General features: G+C 62.0%; 20 protein-coding genes and 1 tRNA gene. 10 read left to right on the forward strand and 11 right to left on the reverse strand.

Going from position 1 to position 19158, the window contains the following annotated elements:
* The first annotated feature begins 2 nt into the window (after positions 1 to 2).
* The gene (locus AC2CQI_RS09075; RefSeq protein WP_075804328.1) at positions 3 to 3182 is read left to right on the forward strand and encodes an efflux RND transporter permease subunit; all 3180 of its coding nucleotides are present in this window, start codon (positions 3 to 5) and stop codon (positions 3180 to 3182) included.
* A gap of 11 nt (positions 3183 to 3193) precedes the next feature.
* Positions 3194 to 4603, forward strand: coding sequence for an efflux transporter outer membrane subunit (locus AC2CQI_RS09080; protein WP_484580602.1), 1410 nt, complete (start codon positions 3194 to 3196; stop codon positions 4601 to 4603).
* 193 nt (positions 4604 to 4796) lie between these two features.
* On the opposite strand, the gene AC2CQI_RS09085 is transcribed toward AC2CQI_RS09080, so the two are convergent.
* Together AC2CQI_RS09085 and AC2CQI_RS09090 are read right to left on the reverse strand one after the other, a co-directional pair.
* Complete coding sequence (locus tag AC2CQI_RS09085; protein WP_484579933.1) at positions 4797 to 7544, reverse strand: RHS repeat-associated core domain-containing protein; 2748 nt, start codon at positions 7542 to 7544, stop codon at positions 4797 to 4799.
* Positions 7545 to 7723: 179 nt separating this feature from the next.
* Positions 7724 to 8767, reverse strand: coding sequence for an ATP-binding protein (locus AC2CQI_RS09090; protein WP_484579934.1), 1044 nt, complete (start codon positions 8765 to 8767; stop codon positions 7724 to 7726).
* Between the two features lie 127 nt (positions 8768 to 8894).
* On the opposite strand from AC2CQI_RS09090, the gene AC2CQI_RS09095 reads away from it, so the two are divergent.
* Positions 8895 to 9338 (forward strand): hypothetical protein, encoded by a 444-nt coding sequence (locus AC2CQI_RS09095; RefSeq protein WP_484579935.1) that lies wholly within the window; start codon positions 8895 to 8897, stop codon positions 9336 to 9338.
* On the opposite strand, the gene AC2CQI_RS09100 is transcribed toward AC2CQI_RS09095, so the two are convergent.
* Entirely contained in the window at positions 9329 to 9511 is a 183-nt protein-coding gene (locus tag AC2CQI_RS09100; RefSeq protein WP_075804333.1) for a hypothetical protein, read from the reverse strand. The genes AC2CQI_RS09095 and AC2CQI_RS09100 overlap by 10 nt on opposite strands.
* The gene (locus AC2CQI_RS09105) at positions 9508 to 9825 is read right to left on the reverse strand and encodes a hypothetical protein (RefSeq protein ID WP_484579936.1); all 318 of its coding nucleotides are present in this window, start codon (positions 9823 to 9825) and stop codon (positions 9508 to 9510) included. Before AC2CQI_RS09105 ends, AC2CQI_RS09100 begins: the two co-directional genes overlap by 4 nt.
* On the opposite strand from AC2CQI_RS09105, the gene AC2CQI_RS09110 reads away from it, so the two are divergent.
* The 4 genes from AC2CQI_RS09110 to AC2CQI_RS09125 all read left to right on the forward strand — a co-directional run bounded on the left by AC2CQI_RS09110 (position 9824) and on the right by AC2CQI_RS09125 (position 11171).
* Positions 9824 to 10060: a hypothetical protein gene (locus tag AC2CQI_RS09110; protein ID WP_075804334.1), complete on the forward strand. Its 237-nt coding sequence runs from the start codon at positions 9824 to 9826 to the stop codon at positions 10058 to 10060. The genes AC2CQI_RS09105 and AC2CQI_RS09110 overlap by 2 nt on opposite strands.
* Positions 10061 to 10068: 8 nt before the next feature.
* The gene (locus AC2CQI_RS09115; protein ID WP_075804335.1) at positions 10069 to 10275 is read left to right on the forward strand and encodes a DUF6434 domain-containing protein; all 207 of its coding nucleotides are present in this window, start codon (positions 10069 to 10071) and stop codon (positions 10273 to 10275) included.
* A 128-nt stretch (positions 10276 to 10403) separates the two neighbouring features.
* The gene (locus tag AC2CQI_RS09120) at positions 10404 to 10733 is read left to right on the forward strand and encodes a DHCW motif cupin fold protein (RefSeq protein ID WP_484579937.1); all 330 of its coding nucleotides are present in this window, start codon (positions 10404 to 10406) and stop codon (positions 10731 to 10733) included.
* A 3-nt stretch (positions 10734 to 10736) separates the two neighbouring features.
* Entirely contained in the window at positions 10737 to 11171 is a 435-nt protein-coding gene (locus tag AC2CQI_RS09125) for an HIT family protein (protein WP_484579938.1), read from the forward strand.
* Positions 11172 to 11329: 158 nt separating this feature from the next.
* On the opposite strand, the gene umuC is transcribed toward AC2CQI_RS09125, so the two are convergent.
* Together umuC and AC2CQI_RS09135 are read right to left on the reverse strand one after the other, a co-directional pair.
* Positions 11330 to 12607, reverse strand: a complete 1278-nt coding sequence (umuC, locus tag AC2CQI_RS09130) for a translesion error-prone DNA polymerase V subunit UmuC (protein ID WP_484579939.1) — start codon at positions 12605 to 12607, stop codon at positions 11330 to 11332.
* Positions 12597 to 13025, reverse strand: coding sequence for a LexA family protein (locus tag AC2CQI_RS09135; RefSeq protein WP_075804339.1), 429 nt, complete (start codon positions 13023 to 13025; stop codon positions 12597 to 12599). The genes umuC and AC2CQI_RS09135 overlap by 11 nt, the downstream gene beginning before the upstream one ends.
* Before the next feature lie 101 nt (positions 13026 to 13126).
* On the opposite strand from AC2CQI_RS09135, the gene AC2CQI_RS09140 reads away from it, so the two are divergent.
* Together AC2CQI_RS09140 and AC2CQI_RS09145 are read left to right on the forward strand one after the other, a co-directional pair.
* Positions 13127 to 13816, forward strand: coding sequence for an SOS response-associated peptidase (locus tag AC2CQI_RS09140; RefSeq protein ID WP_484579940.1), 690 nt, complete (start codon positions 13127 to 13129; stop codon positions 13814 to 13816).
* Between the two features lie 99 nt (positions 13817 to 13915).
* Positions 13916 to 14086 (forward strand): hypothetical protein, encoded by a 171-nt coding sequence (locus AC2CQI_RS09145; RefSeq protein WP_178392017.1) that lies wholly within the window; start codon positions 13916 to 13918, stop codon positions 14084 to 14086.
* A 248-nt stretch (positions 14087 to 14334) separates the two neighbouring features.
* Here the strand turns inward: AC2CQI_RS09145 and AC2CQI_RS09150 are convergent, their stop codons facing one another.
* Positions 14335 to 14538, reverse strand: a complete 204-nt coding sequence (locus AC2CQI_RS09150) for a hypothetical protein (protein ID WP_075804409.1) — start codon at positions 14536 to 14538, stop codon at positions 14335 to 14337.
* Positions 14539 to 15063: 525 nt separating this feature from the next.
* Between AC2CQI_RS09150 and AC2CQI_RS09155 the strand changes: the two genes are divergently transcribed.
* A complete protein-coding gene (locus AC2CQI_RS09155) occupies positions 15064 to 15441 on the forward strand; it encodes a DUF6678 family protein (protein WP_484579941.1) in 378 nt (125 codons plus the stop codon).
* Between the two features lie 50 nt (positions 15442 to 15491).
* Here AC2CQI_RS09155 and AC2CQI_RS09160 read toward each other — a convergent pair whose 3' ends face one another.
* From AC2CQI_RS09160 to AC2CQI_RS09175, 4 genes are all read right to left on the reverse strand, one after another.
* A complete protein-coding gene (locus AC2CQI_RS09160; protein WP_484579942.1) occupies positions 15492 to 15710 on the reverse strand; it encodes a hypothetical protein in 219 nt (72 codons plus the stop codon).
* A gap of 96 nt (positions 15711 to 15806) precedes the next feature.
* Positions 15807 to 16451 carry a hypothetical protein gene (locus AC2CQI_RS09165; protein ID WP_484579943.1) on the reverse strand — a complete coding sequence of 215 codons (645 nt, stop codon included), beginning with the start codon at positions 16449 to 16451 and terminating at the stop codon, positions 15807 to 15809.
* A 138-nt stretch (positions 16452 to 16589) separates the two neighbouring features.
* Positions 16590 to 16663: transfer RNA gene (locus tag AC2CQI_RS09170), tRNA-Cys, on the reverse strand.
* 193 nt (positions 16664 to 16856) lie between these two features.
* Positions 16857 to 19037: a methyl-accepting chemotaxis protein gene (locus AC2CQI_RS09175; RefSeq protein WP_484579944.1), complete on the reverse strand. Its 2181-nt coding sequence runs from the start codon at positions 19035 to 19037 to the stop codon at positions 16857 to 16859.
* Positions 19038 to 19158 lie beyond the last annotated feature (121 nt).

A 19158-nucleotide genomic window follows, 5' to 3' on the forward strand; every position in this document is an offset into this window, starting at 1 on the left:
CAATGAATTTTTCCCGGTTCTTCATTACCCGGCCGATCTTCGCCGCGGTGCTTTCCCTGCTGATCCTGATCGCCGGTGCGATCTCGCTGTTCCAGTTGCCGATCAGCGAATACCCGGAAGTGGTCCCGCCCACCGTGGTGGTGCGCGCCAACTTCCCCGGCGCCAACCCCAAAGTGATCGGTGAGACCGTCGCCGCGCCGCTGGAGCAGGCCATCACCGGTGTCGAGAACATGCTGTACATGTCCTCGCAGTCCACCGCCGACGGCAAGATCACCCTGACCATCACCTTCGCCCTGGGCACCGACCTGGACAACGCCCAGGTCCAGGTGCAGAACCGCGTGACGCGGACCCAGCCGAAGCTGCCGGAAGAAGTGACGCGCATCGGTATCACCGTCGACAAGGCCTCGCCCGACCTGACCATGGTCGTGCACCTGACCTCGCCGGACCAGCGCTACGACATGCTCTACCTGTCCAACTACGCGATCCTCAACATCAAGGACGAACTGGCCCGCCTCGGCGGCGTCGGCGACGTGCAGCTGTTCGGCATGGGCGACTACTCGCTGCGGGTCTGGCTCGACCCGAACAAGGTCGCCTCGCGCAACCTGACCGCCGCCGACGTGGTCAGCGCCATTCGCGAGCAGAACCGCCAGGTCGCCGCCGGCCAGCTCGGTGCACCGCCCGCGCCGGGCGCCACCAGCTTCCAGCTGTCGGTCAACACCCAGGGCCGCCTGGTCAGTGAGGAAGAGTTCGAGAACATCATCATCCGCTCCGGCGAAAACGGCGAGATCACCCGCCTGAAGGACATCGCCCGGGTGGAACTGGGCTCCAGCCAGTACGCCCTGCGTTCGCTGCTGAACAACCAGCCGGCGGTGGCCATCCCGATCTTCCAGCGCCCGGGCTCCAATGCCATCGAGATCTCCGACGAAGTGCGGGCGAAGATGGCCGAGCTGAAGCAGAACTTCCCCGAAGGCATGGACTACAGCATCGTCTACGACCCGACCGTGTTCGTTCGCGGCTCGATCGAGGCGGTGGTGCATACCCTGTTCGAAGCGCTGATCCTCGTGGTGCTGGTGGTGATCCTGTTCCTGCAGACCTGGCGCGCCTCGATCATCCCGCTGGTGGCCGTTCCGGTTTCGCTGATCGGTACCTTCGCGGTGATGCACCTGTTCGGCTTCTCGCTCAACGCGCTGTCGCTGTTCGGCCTGGTATTGGCCATCGGTATCGTGGTGGACGACGCCATCGTCGTGGTGGAGAACGTCGAACGCAACATCGAGCTCGGCCTGCCGCCTCTTGAGGCGACGAAAAAGGCCATGGGCGAAGTGACCGGCCCGATCATCGCCACCGCCCTGGTGCTGTGCGCCGTGTTCGTTCCGGCGGCGTTCATCTCCGGTCTTACCGGGCAGTTCTACAAGCAGTTCGCCCTGACCATCGCCATCTCCACGGTGATCTCGGCCTTCAACTCGCTGACCCTGTCGCCGGCCCTGGCTGCCGTGCTGCTCAAAGGTCACCACGAGCCGAAGGACCGTTTCTCGCGGCTGCTGGAGCGTCTGCTCGGCGGCTGGCTGTTCCGTCCGTTCAACCGCTTCTTCGAGCGCGCCAGCCATAGCTATGTCGGCACCGTCGGCCGGGTCATCCGCCGCAGTGGCGTGGCCATGTTCGTCTATGCCGGGTTGATGGTCCTGACCTGGATGGGCTTCTCCTCGACCCCGACCGGGTTCGTGCCGGCCCAGGACAAGCAGTACCTGGTGGCCTTCGCCCAGTTGCCGGACGCGGCCAGCCTCGACCGCACCGAGGCGGTGATCAAGCGCATGAGCGAGATCGCCCTGAAACAGCCGGGCGTGGCCGACTCGGTGGCCTTCCCGGGCCTGTCGATCAACGGTTTCACCAACAGCCCGAACAGCGGCATCGTGTTCACCCCGCTCAAGCCGTTCGACGAGCGCAAGGACCCGAGCCAGTCGGCCGGCGCCATCGCCGCCGCGCTGAACGCGCAGTTCGCCGATATCCAGGACGCCTACATCGCGATCTTCCCGCCGCCGCCGGTACAGGGGCTGGGCACCATCGGCGGCTTCCGCCTGCAGATCGAGGACCGTGGCAACCTGGGCTATGAAGCGCTGTACAAGGAAACCCAGAACATCATCGCCAAGAGCCACAACGTGCCGGAACTGGCCGGCCTGTTCACCAGCTACCAGGTGAACGTGCCCCAGGTCGATGCCGCCATCGACCGCGAGAAAGCCAAGACCCACGGCGTGGCCATCAGCGACATCTTCGACACCCTGCAGATCTACCTGGGTTCGCTGTACGCCAACGACTTCAACCGCTTTGGCCGTACCTACCAGGTCAACGTCCAGGCCGAGCAGCAGTTCCGTCTCGACGCCGAGCAGATCGGCCAGTTGAAGGTGCGCAACAACCAGGGCGAGATGATCCCGCTGGCGACCTTCATCAAGGTCAGCGACACCTCCGGCCCGGACCGGGTGATGCACTACAACGGCTTCATCACCGCCGAGATCAACGGTGCCGCAGCCCCGGGCTACAGCTCCGGCCAGGCGGAAAAAGCCATCGAGAAGCTGCTCAAGGAAGAACTGCCCAACGGCATGACCTTCGAATGGACCGAGCTGACCTACCAGCAGATCCTCGCCGGTAACACCGCGCTGTTCGTCTTCCCGCTCTGCGTGCTGCTGGCCTTCCTGGTGCTGGCGGCCCAGTACGAAAGCTGGAGCCTGCCGCTGGCGGTGATCCTGATCGTACCGATGACCCTGCTCTCGGCGATCACCGGGGTGATCCTGTCGGGCAGCGACAACAACATCTTCACCCAGATCGGCTTGATCGTACTGGTGGGGCTGGCGTGCAAGAACGCGATCCTCATCGTCGAGTTCGCCAAGGACAAGCAGGCCGAAGGGCTCGACCCGCTGGCTGCGGTCCTGGAAGCCTGCCGCCTGCGTCTGCGGCCGATCCTGATGACCTCGTTCGCCTTCATCATGGGTGTGGTGCCGCTGGTGTTCTCCTCCGGGGCCGGTGCCGAGATGCGTCATGCCATGGGCGTAGCGGTGTTCTCCGGGATGATCGGGGTGACCATTTTCGGCCTGTTGCTGACGCCGGTGTTCTTCGTCCTGATCCGTCGCCGCGTCGAACGCAACCAGGCTCGCAAGGCCGCCCGTCTGACCGCGCAAGGGAGCCACGCATGAGCCGTCTAGAAATGAGTAGCAAACTGTGGCTGCCGAGCCTGCTGGTCCTGGCCCTGAGCGCGTGCGCCGTGGGCCCGGACTACAAGGCCCCGGACACCGCCGCCGCACACCTGGCCGCCACCGACGGCCAGTCCGGCCTGGACCGCAGCCGCTTCGAAAGCGCCTGGTGGCACCAGTTCGAAGACCCGGTGCTGGACCAGTTGGTCAGCCAGTCGCTGAACGGCAACCGTGACCTGCGGGTGGCTTTCGCCCGCCTCAAGGCGGCCCGTTCGATCCGTGAAGACGTCGACAACGACGCCTTCCCGACCGTGACCAGCCGCGCCAGCAGCAACCTCGGCAAGGGCCAGATTCCTGGCCAGACCGAGGACCGGGTCAATAGCGAACGCTACGACCTGGGCCTGGACATGGCCTGGGAGCTGGACCTGTTCGGCCGCATCCAGCGTCGCCTGGAAGCCAGCGAGGCGCAGGAAGCGGCGGCCCAGGCCGATCTGCAGCAGTTGCAGGTCAGCCTGATCGCCGAACTGGTGGATGCCTACGGGCAACTGCGCGGCGCCCAGGAGCGCGAGAAAATCGCCCTGGCCAACCTGAAGACCCAGCAGGATTCCCGCGGCATTACCGAAACCCTGCGTGAAGCCGGGGTCGGCAACGAGCTGGATGTGGTGCGGGCCGATGCCCGTCTCGCGGCGGTGGAAGCCAGCGTGCCGCAATTGCAGGCGGAACAGGTACGGGCACGCAATCGCATCGCTACCCTGCTCGGCCAGCGGCCGGATGCGCTGAGTGTCGACCTGGCGCCGAAGCAGTTGCCGGCGATTGCCAAGGCCCTGCCGATCGGTGACCCGGGCGAGCTGCTGCAACGCCGTCCGGATATCCGCCGCGCCGAGCGCCAGCTGGCGGCGGCCACGGCCAATGTCGGCGTGGCCACGGCGGACCTGTTCCCGCGGGTGAGCCTCAGCGGCTTCCTTGGCTTCACTGCCGGGCGGGGTTCACAACTGGGTTCGTCGGCGGCCTCGGCCTGGGCCCTGGGCCCGAGCATCACCTGGCCGGCCTTTGACCTGGGCAGCGTGCGTGCCCGTCTGCGCGGCGCCAATGCCGAGGCAGAGGGTGCGCTGGCGACCTATGAACAGCAGGTGTTGCTGGCCCTGGAAGAATCGGAAAACGCCTTCAGCGACTACGGCAAGCGCCAGCAGCGCCTGATCTCGCTGCTGAAGCAGAGCGAGGCCAGCCGCAAGGCGGCGGACCTGGCGTCGATCCGTTATCGCGAAGGCACGGTGGATTACCTGGTGCTGCTGGACGCCGAGCGCGAGCGCCTGGCCGCGGAAGATGCCCAGGCCCAGGGCGAGGTCGAGCTGTATCGCGGGATCGTCGCGATCTACAAGGCCTTGGGTGGTGGCTGGCAGAGCGAGGCGGTGGCGTCTCGCTGAACTGGATTATTGAGGCTCCTTTGGTTGGTTCACACCGACCGCTTTGCCCCGCAGGCTTCGGCCTTGCGGGGCTTTTTTATGCTGGATTCCAAGGCCTCATCGCTGGCAAGCCAGCTCCCACAGTGATCCGCGTGCACCGCTGAACCTGTGGGAGCTGGCCTGCCAGCGATGAGGCCCTGAAAAACACCACCCATCAGATGTCCTTCGCCCGCGTCGGATCGAACGACTTGGCCCGGTGTAGAAACACCCCACGACAAAATGAAGCATACACAGTGCTGTAGTTGAAGCCGTTCTTCTTCAAGACACTCAACGCACCACTCAGGCTAGCCATTTTCAACATCGCAGGAAGCGCCCGGCGCCTTCTGACCGTCAGCACATCGAATCGGAAGTCGCTTTGCTCAGAACGGTTCAAGCTCAAGACGGTAGCCAGCACGTCAGCGTTGTCATCCGCGAACTTGAAAAGGCTGTAGTCCGCAATGAAGCCTGCCTTCCGGCTCCCGGAAAGCTTGCCAGTCCTGCCTGCTGCAAGCAGATCCTGCGCCTCCTGCTTTCTGGGCTCGAAGTCAGTGCCATCGGTCAGGACAAATGCCTTGTTGCTGCCACGCATCAGCTTGCCGATCCCGGGATCCTCAAGCAATTGACCGTGAGGGGTGAAAAAGCCGAACCGCTGCCCCTCCTCGACCGGTATGTCGCGAAGCCAGAACGCAGTTGCACCGTCAGCTGTGATGACCAGGTTGTCCGATGGGCCGCCCTTGTCCATATAGAGCCGATAATGCTCCCCGAGGTCAGCCGCGATGAAGGCGTATTCCTTCTGGTGATATGGGTCCAGGTGCCTGATCTCGCGGTGGGGCAAGGACAGAACATCAGGCCCGCCACGCGCCACTACCTCGGTACTCTTTTCCTCCACCTGCTCTGGCGCCACCGGCACCAACCCCGCCACATCCTTGAACGTCACCGGGTTGTTGCGCATTGCCCGGAACAGATTCAAACCATCCACCGTCCCAGCCGGATCGGCGCCCAGCCAGCGCCCTAGCCAGGGCTGGTAATAGCGCTGCCCGTAGTAATACAGCCCGGTCGCATCACGCTCCTTGCCCGAATAGCGGATAGTCTTGCCATCACCCTCGACCTGGCTCGACGCCGCCCACACGGCGGTGCCGCCATAGGGGTAGTACTCCTCGCGGCTGAGCACCTGGCCGTGCTGGTCCAGTTCCAGCATGCCGCTGCCGAGGCGATCGACGTAGCTGAAACGCAGCTGGTCATTGGCGACCTCGTCGGGTTTGCCGGAAACCCAGTGCAGCAGACGCACCTGGGCATCCTGGCCCTGATCGCAGAGCAGCACCTGCAACTGGCCGTTGGCCCGTGCGCCGTTATGCAAGGTCCTGAGTTCCAGTTGCGGCAGGTAGTGACAGCGTTCGCCACTCACATTGCCTCGCGTGCCGGTCTTGAGTACCCGCAGTCCTCGGCTGTCGTAGCGATAGTGCTCGTCAAGATCCCCGGCAGCCGAGGTCACCTCCGCCAGGTGTCCGCGCGGCGTCCAGGCCAGGGTTTGTCCCGGCGAAAGCACCTTCTGCTGCCCACCCGCCGTGAACAGCGCCTCCACCTCGGCGGGCGACCCCACCAGCGAGTCCGGCAGTGCCCGGTTGCTGTACTCACTGACTACCAGGGACAGATTGGACGCATGCCCGGTAGCCGGCGTGGTGTGGTGGATACGCAACAGGTTGCCCGCTGCATCGTAGCTGTAACTGCGCTGATAGCGGGTGTAGGTGACGTCATCGACCGCCGCCGACATCGCTGCCATCTCCCGGCCAGTGGCACTGACCAGTTGATAGAGGCTGTCATAGTCCAGCACGGTCTCCGGCGCGACCCGCTGGTTGCGCCAGAAACGGATGGCCTGCGCCTCGTTCGTCACCCGCCGGACGTTGCCGCAGGGATCGTATTCATAGTGCAGGTCCTGCAGGAGCATGGCCCCAGCCGGGTGCCCCGCCGGGCGCTCGGTACGGATCCGGGCCAGGCGCTCGGTCTGCACCTCATAGCCGTAGGTGGTGAGGACCTGGTTACCGTGCTCCTCACGCAGCTTGTGGCCATTGGCGCAGTAGCTGCAAGCCTTGACGACGATCTGTTCGGGGCCGTCGGCCACTGCAACCCAGCTGGCCTTCGGCAGCCCGGCGACATCATAGGCAAAGCGGCGGCGATGGCCCTGGGCATCGGTAATCGCCAGGGTGGCAGCGCAGGCATCCACAACGCTCAGGTTGACCCAGGCTTGCTCGGCCAGCCATTCATTCCAGTTGTCCGGGCCCGTGCCCTGCCAGTCGGCAAGCGTCCCGGCCATATCGGCCTGCGCCAGCAAGCGCCGGGTTTGCTGCAGCGACACTCCGTTCAGGCTGACACTGTCGATGCTCGTCAAACCTTCGGTGCCATAGTGGCTGACGCATTGCCCGGCGAGGTTGAAGTCTTGCTCCTGCGGCGATACACCGCCCCAGACAAAACGCTCGCTGATACGCGGTGGCTCGCCGGCCACCTGTTCGGTCAGGGCCAGAGGGCGTCCGGGCAGGGTGTCATCCTCGTACTGCCAGGTCCGGGTCACCGCCTCGGTCAGGTCATCGGCACGCGGGCCGTCGCTACGGATCCGGCTGACGGCGAAGGCCTCGCGGCGGGCGGCATCGTGCAGCCTGACCTCGGTGCCGGCATCGGCACTGCGGGTGCGCAAGGGTTTGCCGGCCAGGTCGGTCACGCAATCGAGGCTGGAGCGGCCCAGCGCATGCAACCTGGGGTCACTGCTGCTGGCCAGAAAGCCCATGGCGCCGTAGTGGTGCCGGGTAATCAGGGCAGTGGTGGCCGGTTCGGTATCAGGGTGGCGCAGGTACTCGATGCTGCGCACGCTCAGGCCGCGACTGTCGAACGCGGTGATCGACGGCGTCTGCTGGAACAGGGATGGGCTCATCCTGATCTCCCGGCCGGGTGCTTGCGGATCCCGGCGCGATCACTGCTAGGGAGTGGCTGGGCGGATAGGGAAAGTCTAGCGAGGCTTGATGCGTGGCGTGGTGCAGTTCGTCAGGTCCTGCGGCCGACTCAAAACCCTGTGGGTGGCTTGCCAGCTCCCACAGGGTCCGTGGTGATGCACTATTTAGCGACCAGACCCGGCGCCTCGTCCAGCAAGCGCCCCAGCGCCGCCGCCAGCTCCCGCCCGCGAAACGGCTTGGCCAGCACCTCGAAGCCCTGCAACGGCTCCGGTGACAGGTTGGCGTAGCCGGTGATGATCAGCACCAGCAACCCGGGCAGATGTTCACGCAGTTCCCGGGCCAGTTCGACTCCGGCCTTGCCCGGCATCAACTGGTCGGTGACCAGGGCATCGACCTGCACGCCCTGGATAATCAACTGCAACGCGCTGCTCGCCGAATCCGCCTCGACAACCCGATAACCCAGCTCACGCAGTTGCAACGCCGTGGTACTGCGCACCCGCTCGTCATCATCCACCAGCAGCAATTGCAACCCAGCGGACACGGCGCCGATCTCGGCAGGCAGTTCATCGTCGCGCACCGCCTGCGCGGTGACCGGCAACCACAGGCTGACACGGGTGCCCTCGCCCGGCGCCGAGTCGATATCAATACCGCCACCGGACTGCATCGCCAGCCCTTGCACCGTGGACAAGCCAAGGCCGGTGCCCTGCCCCACGCCCTTGGTGGAATAGAACGGTTCCATGCAGTGCTTGAGGGTTTCGGCGCTCATGCCGCTGCCGTTGTCGCTGACCCTGAGGCGGATATAACGCCCGGCCAGCAACCCCTTGACCAGCCCGGCGGGCACCTCCTCGGCCTGGACGCTGATTTCCAGGCAGCCTTCCTCGGTCATGGCATCCCGGGCATTCACCGCCAGGTTGAGCACCGCCAGCTCCAGTTGATGGGGATCGACCAGCAGCGCCGGCAAACCCTTCTCAATGGCGATGACCACCTTGATCCGCGGCCCGAGAGAGCGCTCGATCAGCTCGCGCATGCCATTGACCAGCGCCAGCAGGTCCACCGCCTGCGGTTTGAGGGTCTGCCGCCGGGCGAAACTGAGCAGGCGCCCGACCAGGCTGCGGGCCCGCTCCGCCGCATGCAGCGCGCCTTCGACCAGGGCCTGGGAGCGCTCGTCGGGCAAGCGTCGGCGGATCAGGTCAAGGGTGCCCATGATCGGTGTCAGCAGGTTGTTGAAGTCATGGGCGATCCCACCGCTCAGCTGGCCGATTTCTCAGGATTCGAGCGTTCAATGTAGGGTCAATCGCCAGGACATGGCACTCGAATCGCCAAGGAGCGCAATGAACAGGCTTACCGCACCTCGCATCGCCCTCACCCTCGTCGCACTGGTCGGCCTGCTGCCGGTGACCCTGCTGTTCCTCTACGGTATCGTCGCCGTGTTCATTCCGATGGCATTCATCGAGCCGAACGTGCGCAGCGTCACCTGGGCCCTGGGGATCTGCGCCATTTCGTCCTTCAGCCTGTGGTCCGGGTGGCGCATTTATGCACTGGCCAAGGCCAGTGAGCCAGTGATGCCCAAGCGCTGGCTGCTGATTGCCGGCGGGGTGGCCTGCCCGGTGTGGAGCGTGGTGGTGGGTGGAGCCTTCTGGCCCGAGGTGCCGAAGATCACTGCGTTGTTCCTGATGCCGGGTGTCAGCACGAGTCTCATGCTGGGCGTCCTCCTGTGGCGCGAGCGCACTGCGGATCACTCCCGCGCCGCAGCAACCCGCCCTTCTCAGCCCTGAGCGTCGTTCGACTTTCTTGCTCGCAGCAGCGCAAAGAACACGTTTGGCGCCATCATGATCGCCAGCATGCCCCAGAAACCGACCTTGCCGGCGCCGTGCAACGCTGCGCCCAACGCGATGAACAGCATCAGCACGACAAAGCGCAGCGATACGAATTTTTCCAGGCCTCTCACTTCAGGCTCCTCGTGGTCATGTGAACAAGGTCGCCGATAGTACAGGTTGCGCGCGCGCAGCGCTGCCCGCCGCCATTGCCGTCGCCCAGAGAACAGTTATTGAGCCGCGCCGCGATCATTGTGGGAGCGGGTTCACCCGCGATTGCGATGCTGAATTCACTACCGTAATCACGGGATTTATAACCAGGCGGATTACACGGCCGCCACGGCGACTGATGATGGGTCGGTCTGTATTGCCAGTGCTCCATCGTTGAGCCATGTTTGCAGGTGACGGTTGTTTCCGTCGTGGTTTGCATCCACCAGGAGAACGACATGACTATTCGCAGCTTGGCGAAAAACCTGCCGGCGGATCCTGATAACGAGGGCTGTGTGCTGGGCTGGGGTGTCTTGCGGGACCGGCATCCGTGGCACTTCGTCGATGTCTATGCCGACCAGAAAACCGCCAGGGCCGAGGCGGATCGTCGGGGTGGGGATTACGTCGTAGAGTATGGTTCTCACCGACTTGGGACGGATGAGTTTATCAGCGGCGTGACTGCGCCGGAGGGGTAACGAATAACATGAACTTCGACTGGCATGCCGGGCCCATCACTCGCACTACCCTGATCGACGCCCGTTACCGCAACACGCAGAAGGTCCGGCAGTTTCTGTTGGGCGAATGTGGCGAAGGGTTCAAGTTCGACCGGGCCTTCATGGCCTGGATCAAGAGTGGCGCGCCAGCCAATATGGGCGATGTCGCGGATGAATGGCTGCGCAGGCGCGGCTGAGTAGTTTTGCGAGTAGTGGAGGCAACCCCTACTTCGCTCTGTATGTTCAAATTCCCCGCAGTCTGTGCCTATCGACAGAGCGGCGCCATCGGTATGGTTCGAGCCCCACTGTTTGCTACGAGAGTGTCATGGAACTGACCGCAATTCCCTTTGCAACCACAGACTGGTCAACGATCGATCCCGTTGCTTATCCAGGCGAGACCGGTACGGCGTATTGGCGCACTTGCCAGTTTGGGGAAATACGGGTTCGCCTGGTTGAGTACAGCCCGGGCTATATGGCCGATCATTGGTGCCGGAAGGGTCATATTCTGCTCTGCCTCGAAGGGCAACTGGACACCGAACTGGAAGATGGTCGCACTTTCACGCTCCACCCGGGCATGAGCTATCAGGTCGGCGACAACGCCGAGGCGCACCGTTCATCAACGCCTGTCGGCGCCAAACTCTTCATTGTGGACTGACCCATGTCTCTGATTACCCAACGTGTGGAAATGGCGCGCAACGGCACCAACGACAAAGTCATCTGCAGAATGCCCTCGGGCTGGGCGGTGATGGGCGATGTACAGTTTCTTGAGGGATATTGCCTCCTGCTGCCTGATCCTGTGGTACCCAGCCTCAACGATCTGGACGCGGACGCCAGGGCCGCCTACCTCCTCGACATGGCCCGACTGGGCGATGCGCTGCTGCAGGTCACGGGTGCCGCGAGGATCAACTATGAAATCCTTGGAAACTCCGAGCCCGAGCTGCATTGCCACCTGTTTCCTCGCTTCGCCAACGAGCCGGATGAGAAACGCCGAATGCCTGCCTGGTTCTACGACTGGAAAACGGCGCCGCTGTATGTCGAGGAGAAGCATGGAGGCATTCGAAGTGCGCTGGCTTTGGCACTTCAGGTGAAGTGATCGCCCTGTTTGAGCCGGGCGCATCACGTTGCTTTCTCTTTTCGGCCCCCTTTTCCAGGGTTAGCGTTTTCCGATCGCTCCGGGCATGCAGCCACTCGTAAACAACACGGCAGCAGGCCCAATGAGCCAGCTCCCATGGACGCCCCGCCGTCATTCAATCAATTGCAGCGAACGGTCCACAACTGATCGAGCCTGGTCGTGTACGACGGGCTCAGCATGTCCCGTCTCATGCCCCAGTCCGGTGCCAATGGCACGCTGGCGGCGCGCATGGTCCCCCGGCCCCAACGTCCGTTGATAGTGTCCATTACCTGCATCAGTCGATCGCAGGACAGCGTCTGCCTTGCCGCGAACAGGTCCTCCGAAAACGCTCCCGGCTGGCGCAGATCGACGAGCAGCACCTCGGCCTTGCTGTATCGATAGCCGGGCCGGTAGATCTGCTCCAGCGCCTTGCCCGCGAGTCGCGTCAGCAGCAAGGTGTCATTGGTGGGGTACGGCAGCTCCACCAAGGCACCCTGGGCATGGTGCGCCTCATCGGGATTGAACATGCCGGTGCGAATGCTCACCCGCATGCGCTTGCACAGCGAGCCCTGGGCCCGGAGCTTTTCCGCGGCACGCCCCACATAGGTAGCCACGGCCTGCCGAATGGGCTCGATCTCGCTCAGGCGCTTGCCGAACATCCTGCTGCAGCAGATCTCCTGCTTCGCAGGTTCCACCTCCTCGAGTTCCAGGCAAGGCGTACCGGCGAGTTCACGGGCCGTCTTTTCAACGACCACGCTGAATGTCTCGCGCAACAGCCGCGGATCGGCCCTGGCCAGGTCCATGGCGGTCCGGATCCCCATGCCTGCGAGGTGTGCATTCATGCGCTTGCCGATGCCCCATACCTCTTTGACCTCGGTGTTGCGCAGCACCCAGTCACGCTGAAAATCAGCGGTTATATCCACCACCCCGCCGGTGTGCGCGAGCAAGCGCTTGGCGGTGTGGTTGGCCAGCTTGGCCAGGGTCTTGGTCCGGGCGATTCCCACCCCGACAGGAATACCGGTGCATTGCAGGACCCGCGATCGAAGCTGACGACCAAACACGTTCAGATCACCTGGGATACCCGTCAGGTCGGCAAAGCATTCGTCGATGCTATAGACCTCGGCGCTCGGCACCCTCGACTCGATCAGCGTCATCACCCGTTCGCTCATGTCGCCATACAGCGCGTAGTTGCTGCTGAACGCCACGATGCCGTGCCGGCGCAGTTTTTCCCTGGCCTGGAAGTATGGCTCGCCCATCTTCACGAACGGCTTGGCATCGTAGCTTCGCGCGATCACGCAACCATCGTTGTTGCTCAGCACCACGATAGGAGTCCTGGCCAGGTCCGGCCTGAACACGCGCTCGCAGCTTGCATAGAACGCGTTGCAATCGATCAGCGCAAACACCTGGTCACTGCGCATGGTCGCGCACGCTATAGCGTACAACACCCCAGATCAGCAATTCGTCGCCTTCCAGAATGTAGCGGGTCGGGTACTTGACGTTCTCCGACTTGAGCATCACCACCCCGTCGCGCCGATAAAGGCGCTTGCACACCGGCTCGCTGTTCACGGCAGCAATGACGATATCGTCGTGCTCGGCCTCGCGGCCGCGGTCGACGATGACCAGATCGCCCGAGTAGATACCGGCGCCTTCCATGCTGTCGCCTTCAACCTTCACCACATACACATGGGGCGCGCGGATATCGAACAACTCATCGAGCGAGATATGGCCTTCAAGATGATCGGCCGCAGGCGACGGAAAACCCGCCGGAACACGGAAGGAATACAGCGGAAGGGATTCGGTACCGCCGGTCGGCGTACCCAGGATGGTGATAGTCATGATTGCGGGCTCGATGCAAACTGTATGCATATACAGTTAATCCGGCGTAAATCGCCCGGTCAATGACGCGTAGGAAATTTCTGACAAACGAGGTAATGGCCATGTGTGGCAGGTACTCGCTCTACGAGTCGATGGACCACTATCTGCGCCAGCTGTCGCTCGACCTGGTCGTGATTGATGGCTACGACCATGAGCCGATCGAGCGCTACAACGTCGCACCGGGTACAAAGGTCGAGATCATCACCCCGGCTGCGGGTGGCGTCAGGGTCGACAAGGTGAAATGGGGATGGGCGCCGTTCTGGGCGAAGGGCACGCGGCCGGATCCGATCAATGCCCGGGCCGAGACGGTGATGACGGGGAAGTTCTTCAAGGCATTGTGGCCCCATGGGCGAGCGCTGGTGCCGGCGAATGGGTGGTTCGAGTGGATTGCGGATGCGCAGGATGTGAAGCGCAAGCAGCCCTACTACATCACGCCGGTGGACGGTGCACCATTGTATTTCGCGGCGTTGGCGCAGGTTCATTCAGGGCTTGAGGCTGACGAGCAGGACGGGTTTGTGATCATCACCGCTGAAGCTGATCGAGGGCTGGTGGATATTCATGAGCGCAAGCCGTTGGTGCTGACGGCGGCTATGGCGGTGGAATGGCTTGATCCTGGTACTGCGCCTGGGCGAGCGGCTGAAATCGTGCGGGAGGGCTGCAGGCCGGCAGAGGATTTTCGCTGGTTTGCGGTGGGCAGGGGTGTCGGTAACGTCCGCAATCAGGGGGGCGAGCTGATCAGGCCCTTGGGGTAATGCGCTCCGATCGGGTATTGATGGAGTGGCTTGAACGGCCTTTCAAGGCTTAATTGCTGTTCCCTGTTACTCGCCGCCGGGAGAGAACTCCGGATAGGCGTGATCAACGCAGATCGCCATATTCTTCAGGGCGAAATTCGGGCAGTTCGCCCACAGGCATTTCGTCCGATCCTCACCACCATGGAAACGGATGAAGAAATCGCGCCTGAGGGGCAAATCATTGAAGGTAGCCCAGTGGTCTGGATGCTCGACCTTGATTGCCAGGTCTGACCTGCCATCGGTATCGATCTGCCAATGAGTTCCGCAGCTTCGGCACTGGTACAAATTGAGGTCGGGGCGTTGGCTGATGAACGCACAGCCCCTGCAAAACGCCTCTTCCGACTCACCGAAGCTGACGCAACTCTCTGCGCTCAAACAGCTACACGACATACGAACTTAACCCTCGCAAAACTTCAATTCGGCCACCGGACCTACAGCGTGCTGCTGGAGTCACCTATGTCCCGCAGGACCTGTGACGACTACAGCATCTGGAACTGTTGCAGCGCCACCATCATGGCAATCACCAAGACAGCCATGCCTGCCCCGATTGTCCAGTTCGACTCGGGCGTATCCTTGAACCACATGCCCTTTCTGGGGTAGCGCCCCCAGGTGACCAGCTTGACGATCGGCCAACCGATCGGAAAGAAAACGGCTGCCGCCACTGGGGCCAGCACGTAGGTCATCAACAAGTCCAGCACTCTGGTTCCATCCCGGGATATTCGATCCTGGGTAAGCGTAACCCAGTGGACGCATATCGTGCGATGACGCAGCCGCGCCCCGGCGATTCGGTCTAGGATAGAAGCTCCAACCCAAGGAATGAGGTCCAACATGAAGCTCACGGTCACCAGCGAAAAAGGGGACGGATTTATTTTCCACTCGACTCAGACACTCGAGAAAAGGAGACGAGAAAATAAATCTGTCCCCTTTTCTCTCCCCTTTTCTCTCGAAAATAAATCTGTCCCCTTTTCTTGTCCCCTTTTCTCCTTTTCTCCTTTTCTCTTTTCTCCTTTTCTGGTCCCCTTTTCTGTCCCCTTCTCTCTAATAACAAATAGCAGCAGGTTAACCGCCACCCTGGCATTTTTCCAGGGCATTTAGGGGGCCAGAAGGAGAAGGCGGGTTTGTTTACCACTCGACGCTCAGCATGCAGTCGACGAAAATAAATACTTTCTGTCTTCGCGCTACTCACTTCATACAATTCGGCGAATCCTATGCATCAGTTACCCGAACTCAACGAAGTAGAAAAATCGAAAATTCGCAGGCTGCTGACGTCAGGTAAGATTCTTCCCATCATGAACAACACCAAATGGGCTGAGCTGATCAAAGCAATGACAGACGCTCCGCAAATGAAGCCAGAATTCAGACTGCACAGCGTCTTGGCTCCAGGCGATTACTGCACGGACTGGGATCGAGAATGGCATTACCACATCCATCCAGTAGCAGAAATCGAGTGGATCGAGCTCAGAGCGGTCTCATCCGATTGGCTAATCTCCACGCTACGAAAACACAATCTAGCCTTTTCCCTGGAGGATGGAGTGCCACGCATCTGGGGTTACACCAGACCTGACACGCAGCCTCTGTGGGCCTGAGGCCCTGAGGTTTCGCCTGCCCAGCAAACTCATGCTGCAACTTCAGCGGGTCACGATGACGCGACCACCCCACCGATCAATAGCGCCACCCCGGCGTACCAAAGCTTAAGAAACGGCTTCGCTTGGGGATCCTTCTTCGCGTAGACATACACATAAAACGGTATCAATAAACAAACCAGCGCCTGACCTGGCGAATTCTTGAACGCCACGAAAAAGATAACCACCTGCATGGCCACCATCAGACCAAGCCCAGAAAGCAGCAAGAACATAACCATAGCGCCAGACTCACCTGTGTAGAAAACCGGAATACTACCGCTGGCGCCCGATAAACAACGGCGTAGGCGCCACGTCCTTTTGTACAGCGCCTAGTTTTTGCACACCACCTGCGCAGGCGCAGAGGCTGTCAGCTTCCGCGGAACCACGATTGACGTCAGCCCCAAGGGCGCAAGTTCAAAAACGCCGAGCATGCAAACAAGCTCTTGCCCGCCATCACTACCTGGTCTGCTACCCACCCCGACCAACGCTTCGTAGTCTTTCCCTGGCTCGAGCTTGTAAACGTGCGCTTCGGCACCGCAAGCAGAGTAGGTGCTGCCATAACTGCCAATGGTCGCGCCCAAGGTTGCAATCTGGAACGGCAAATCAGTCCTGACGCGATACTCGGTTACGACCTCTTTATAGGCACCTTCAGCCATCCGGATGGAGGGAACGTAGTCGACAAGAGCGGGCGCAAGCCTGGCTGGCATGCCAGTGCTCGAGGGGTTCAGGGGATATTGGGGATAGTTGAGGTTGGCGGTTCCGTCCCGCCCGAAGCGTCCGGCATCAGCCATCTTGTGACGGGTAGCAGGGGCACAATTACCCGTGATGCTGTCGCCATACACACTGGAGTTGGTGATCACGCGAAGACGCGCCACCCCATCTGATTGAGCAGGCTCCTCATAGGGAACCGAGGGGATGCCGGAGCAACCGGCCAGCGTTAAAGCGAACAAAGTTACGACTGTGACGACCCGCATGAACATGTCCTTATGTACTCGGAAACTCACAAAAAACCGAAACGATGGCCGTGTTCCTCTAAGCAGTTCCGGAACTCCGGCATCATCCCGCACAAACTAAAAAGCCCCGCAGAACTTAATCTGCGGGGCTTGAAATAGTGGAGGCCGAGGTCGGAATCGAACCGGCGTAGACGGATTTGCAATCCGGAGCATAACCACTTTGCTACTCGGCCTCATGAGCTTCAGAAATCTCTCGATTTCCCTAACTCGTTGAAAACGTTGAGATTTTTTATTTCTCGTCGCTTTCGATGGACGCCATTATGTCCACATTCCCCCACCCTTGCAACCCCCTGATTTAAAAAAAGTTTCTGCCCGGTGACAGGGCCGCTTTGCGCCCGGAAAGCGCCCTGCCCCTCGCCTTTCATCTCAGGCGGCTTCCCGCTGCGCGCCCGTGCGGGTGACCTCGAACAGCCCCACCAGTTTCTGCAATTTGTTGGCATTGAGCCGCACCGTTTCCGCACTGGCATGCAGGACGTTGACCGTCTGGTGCATTTCCAGCGAGGACTGGTCGACTTCCTTGATGGTCCGCCCGTAGTCCAGGCTGCGCTGGTTGAGCTGCTGGATGATCTGGAACATGTTTTCCACCGCCTGGTGCAACTGCACGTTTTCCGAGGAGGCCTGTTCGGCCAGGCCCAGGCTCTGGTCGACATTGTGCACGCCGTCTTCCATGAAGCCGACCGCCTTGCGCGTTTCACCCTGCAGGCTTTCGACGGTGACGCGGATTTCCTCGGCGGCACTGGAAGTACGCGCCGCGAGGCTGCGCACTTCGTCGGCGACCACCGCAAAGCCGCGGCCGTGCTCCCCTGCCCTGGCCGCTTCGATGGCAGCGTTGAGGGCCAGCAGGTTGGTCTGGTTGGTGATGTCGCTGATCAGGCCGCTGATCTTGCCGATCTCGGCCATGCGGCTGTCGAGCAGTTGCACACTGGACGCCGAGCGTTCGACCACGTCACGGATCGATTGGGTGCCCTGCTGCACGGTGAGGAATTGCTCCCGCGCCCGCTCGACCACTTCGTCCATGGCCTGTTTCATCTGCTCGGCACCGGCAGACGCTTGCTGGATTTCGCCCAGTTGCTCTTCGACGATGACCATCATCCGGTGCACCGCGTCCGCCACTTCCATGGAAGTGCTGCTGGCCTTGCGGCTGCGGCCGATCATCATCTGGTTGGTGGTGCCAACGCTGTGGCTGGCCTTGACCACCTGGCCCACCACTGAGTCGAGGTGGTCGATGAAGCTGTTGATCCAGCGGCCCATGTCGCCGGTTTCGTCATTGGCCATGCGCGTCGGGTCCAGACGCTGGCGCAGGTTGCCCTCGCCCTCGGCAATGGTGCGGATCACTCCGGTCATTTCCGTCAGGCGCGCGGCCAGGCGCTTCGGGCCGAGGGCGCTGAAGACCAGGGCGGCGATCACCAGGCTGGCAGCCTCGCACAGGTCGATCAGGTGCTGGGGCAAGCCGCTGTAGTGCTGTACGCCATAGTTGCAGGCGAACAGGCCGAGCATGGTGGCGAGATAGGGTTTCATCAGGCCGAAGCTGAGGGAGCGCCGGCGGTAGACCTCTTCCAGGTCCGCCTCGCACATCATGCCCCAGCGGTCCGGCGAGCCCGGCAACTGGAAGGTCACGCCCTTGCCCACCACCGGGATATGCCGGTAGTCGGAGTAGCCCGGGTAGGTGACGAACAGGTTCGAGCCGTTGCGGATGGTTTCCCGCACGCCGGGGTGGAGTTGCTGGGTGGCCGGGTCGGTGAAGCGCAGTTCCAGTTCGGTGTGGCGCTGCACCTGCACGGTTTTCCAGGCGGTGTGCACGCCGCTCTTGAGGTTTTCGCCATGGCTGAAGGTGCCGTCCTCGAAGCGTGAGCGCGACAGCGCCACGCCCGGTTGCAGGTTGCGGTCGAAACGCGACTGGACCATGAACAGGTAGTTGTCCCCGGACTCGGCGAAGATATGCCCGGCCTCGCGCTGGATCAGGTCACCCAGTACGTCGTTGGGCACCCGCCCGCACAGGCAGCCAAGGGTTTTGCCGGCGACTTTCAGCGGCTGGTAGAACATCAGCGTGACTTCATCATGGAAGCGCGACGAGGACGGGCCGATGACCAGGGTCAGCGGATCGCTGTAGGGGCCATGAAGGAACGGCGCCTTCAGGCCTTCAGCCAGGGCGGCGGGATTCAGGTTGCGCGCCTGCGCGCCGTTCCAGGTCGAGGCCAGCAGCGTGCCGGTGGCATCGACGACAAACAGTTCGGAGAAGTCCTCGGCCTGTTGCAGTTTTTCCTGCAGGACCTGCCCGTCAAGGGCACTGAGGCCATCGATGCCCTGGGCCAGTTCGGCAAGGTGTTCCCATTGCTCCACGGCCCAGCCGGTGAGGAGCTTGACCCGGGTGTCGGCGATGGCTTCAAAGGTTTGCTCGATCACCGGATAGGCCGTGCGGTTGACCCGGCAGGCCCAGCCCATGGCGAATTTGCCGGTCTTGCCAAACCACGGCAACCAACGGCGCTCTTCAGCGGATAACTGCATGGAGTTGCTTGATAGCGACATAGACCTCTCCAATGGCGACATTGCAATGCATTTTGAGAGGCAACTAACAGGCCAAGAGCAAAGCTAGCTAACGAATTGACCGGTAAAACTGGCTTTCTGCCACTGCGCGGAGCGCAGATAAGAATTGTTCCTGTCTTGCACA

It is taken from the genome of Pseudomonas sp. P2S-1, assembly GCF_057197725.1.

What these genes read in the sequence shown, in the direction of transcription:
- AC2CQI_RS09075 (WP_075804328.1), top strand. Translation starts at nt 3, where the DNA reads ATGAATTTTTCCCGGTTCTTCATTACCCGGCCGATCTTCGCCGCGGTG.
- AC2CQI_RS09080 (WP_484580602.1), top strand. Translation starts at nt 3,194, where the DNA reads ATGAGTAGCAAACTGTGGCTGCCGAGCCTGCTGGTCCTGGCCCTGAGC.
- AC2CQI_RS09085 (WP_484579933.1), bottom strand. Translation starts at nt 7,544, where the DNA reads ATGAGCCCATCCCTGTTCCAGCAGACGCCGTCGATCACCGCGTTCGAC.
- AC2CQI_RS09090 (WP_484579934.1), bottom strand. Translation starts at nt 8,767, where the DNA reads ATGGGCACCCTTGACCTGATCCGCCGACGCTTGCCCGACGAGCGCTCC.
- AC2CQI_RS09095 (WP_484579935.1), top strand. Translation starts at nt 8,895, where the DNA reads ATGAACAGGCTTACCGCACCTCGCATCGCCCTCACCCTCGTCGCACTG.
- AC2CQI_RS09110 (WP_075804334.1), top strand. Translation starts at nt 9,824, where the DNA reads ATGACTATTCGCAGCTTGGCGAAAAACCTGCCGGCGGATCCTGATAAC.
- AC2CQI_RS09105 (WP_484579936.1), bottom strand. Translation starts at nt 9,825, where the DNA reads ATGTCGTTCTCCTGGTGGATGCAAACCACGACGGAAACAACCGTCACC.
- AC2CQI_RS09115 (WP_075804335.1), top strand. Translation starts at nt 10,069, where the DNA reads ATGAACTTCGACTGGCATGCCGGGCCCATCACTCGCACTACCCTGATC.
- AC2CQI_RS09120 (WP_484579937.1), top strand. Translation starts at nt 10,404, where the DNA reads ATGGAACTGACCGCAATTCCCTTTGCAACCACAGACTGGTCAACGATC.
- AC2CQI_RS09125 (WP_484579938.1), top strand. Translation starts at nt 10,737, where the DNA reads ATGTCTCTGATTACCCAACGTGTGGAAATGGCGCGCAACGGCACCAAC.
- umuC (WP_484579939.1), bottom strand. Translation starts at nt 12,607, where the DNA reads ATGCGCAGTGACCAGGTGTTTGCGCTGATCGATTGCAACGCGTTCTAT.
- AC2CQI_RS09135 (WP_075804339.1), bottom strand. Translation starts at nt 13,025, where the DNA reads ATGACTATCACCATCCTGGGTACGCCGACCGGCGGTACCGAATCCCTT.
- AC2CQI_RS09140 (WP_484579940.1), top strand. Translation starts at nt 13,127, where the DNA reads ATGTGTGGCAGGTACTCGCTCTACGAGTCGATGGACCACTATCTGCGC.
- AC2CQI_RS09150 (WP_075804409.1), bottom strand. Translation starts at nt 14,538, where the DNA reads ATGACCTACGTGCTGGCCCCAGTGGCGGCAGCCGTTTTCTTTCCGATC.
- AC2CQI_RS09155 (WP_484579941.1), top strand. Translation starts at nt 15,064, where the DNA reads ATGCATCAGTTACCCGAACTCAACGAAGTAGAAAAATCGAAAATTCGC.
- AC2CQI_RS09160 (WP_484579942.1), bottom strand. Translation starts at nt 15,710, where the DNA reads ATGTTCTTGCTGCTTTCTGGGCTTGGTCTGATGGTGGCCATGCAGGTG.
- AC2CQI_RS09165 (WP_484579943.1), bottom strand. Translation starts at nt 16,451, where the DNA reads ATGCGGGTCGTCACAGTCGTAACTTTGTTCGCTTTAACGCTGGCCGGT.
- AC2CQI_RS09175 (WP_484579944.1), bottom strand. Translation starts at nt 19,037, where the DNA reads ATGTCGCCATTGGAGAGGTCTATGTCGCTATCAAGCAACTCCATGCAG.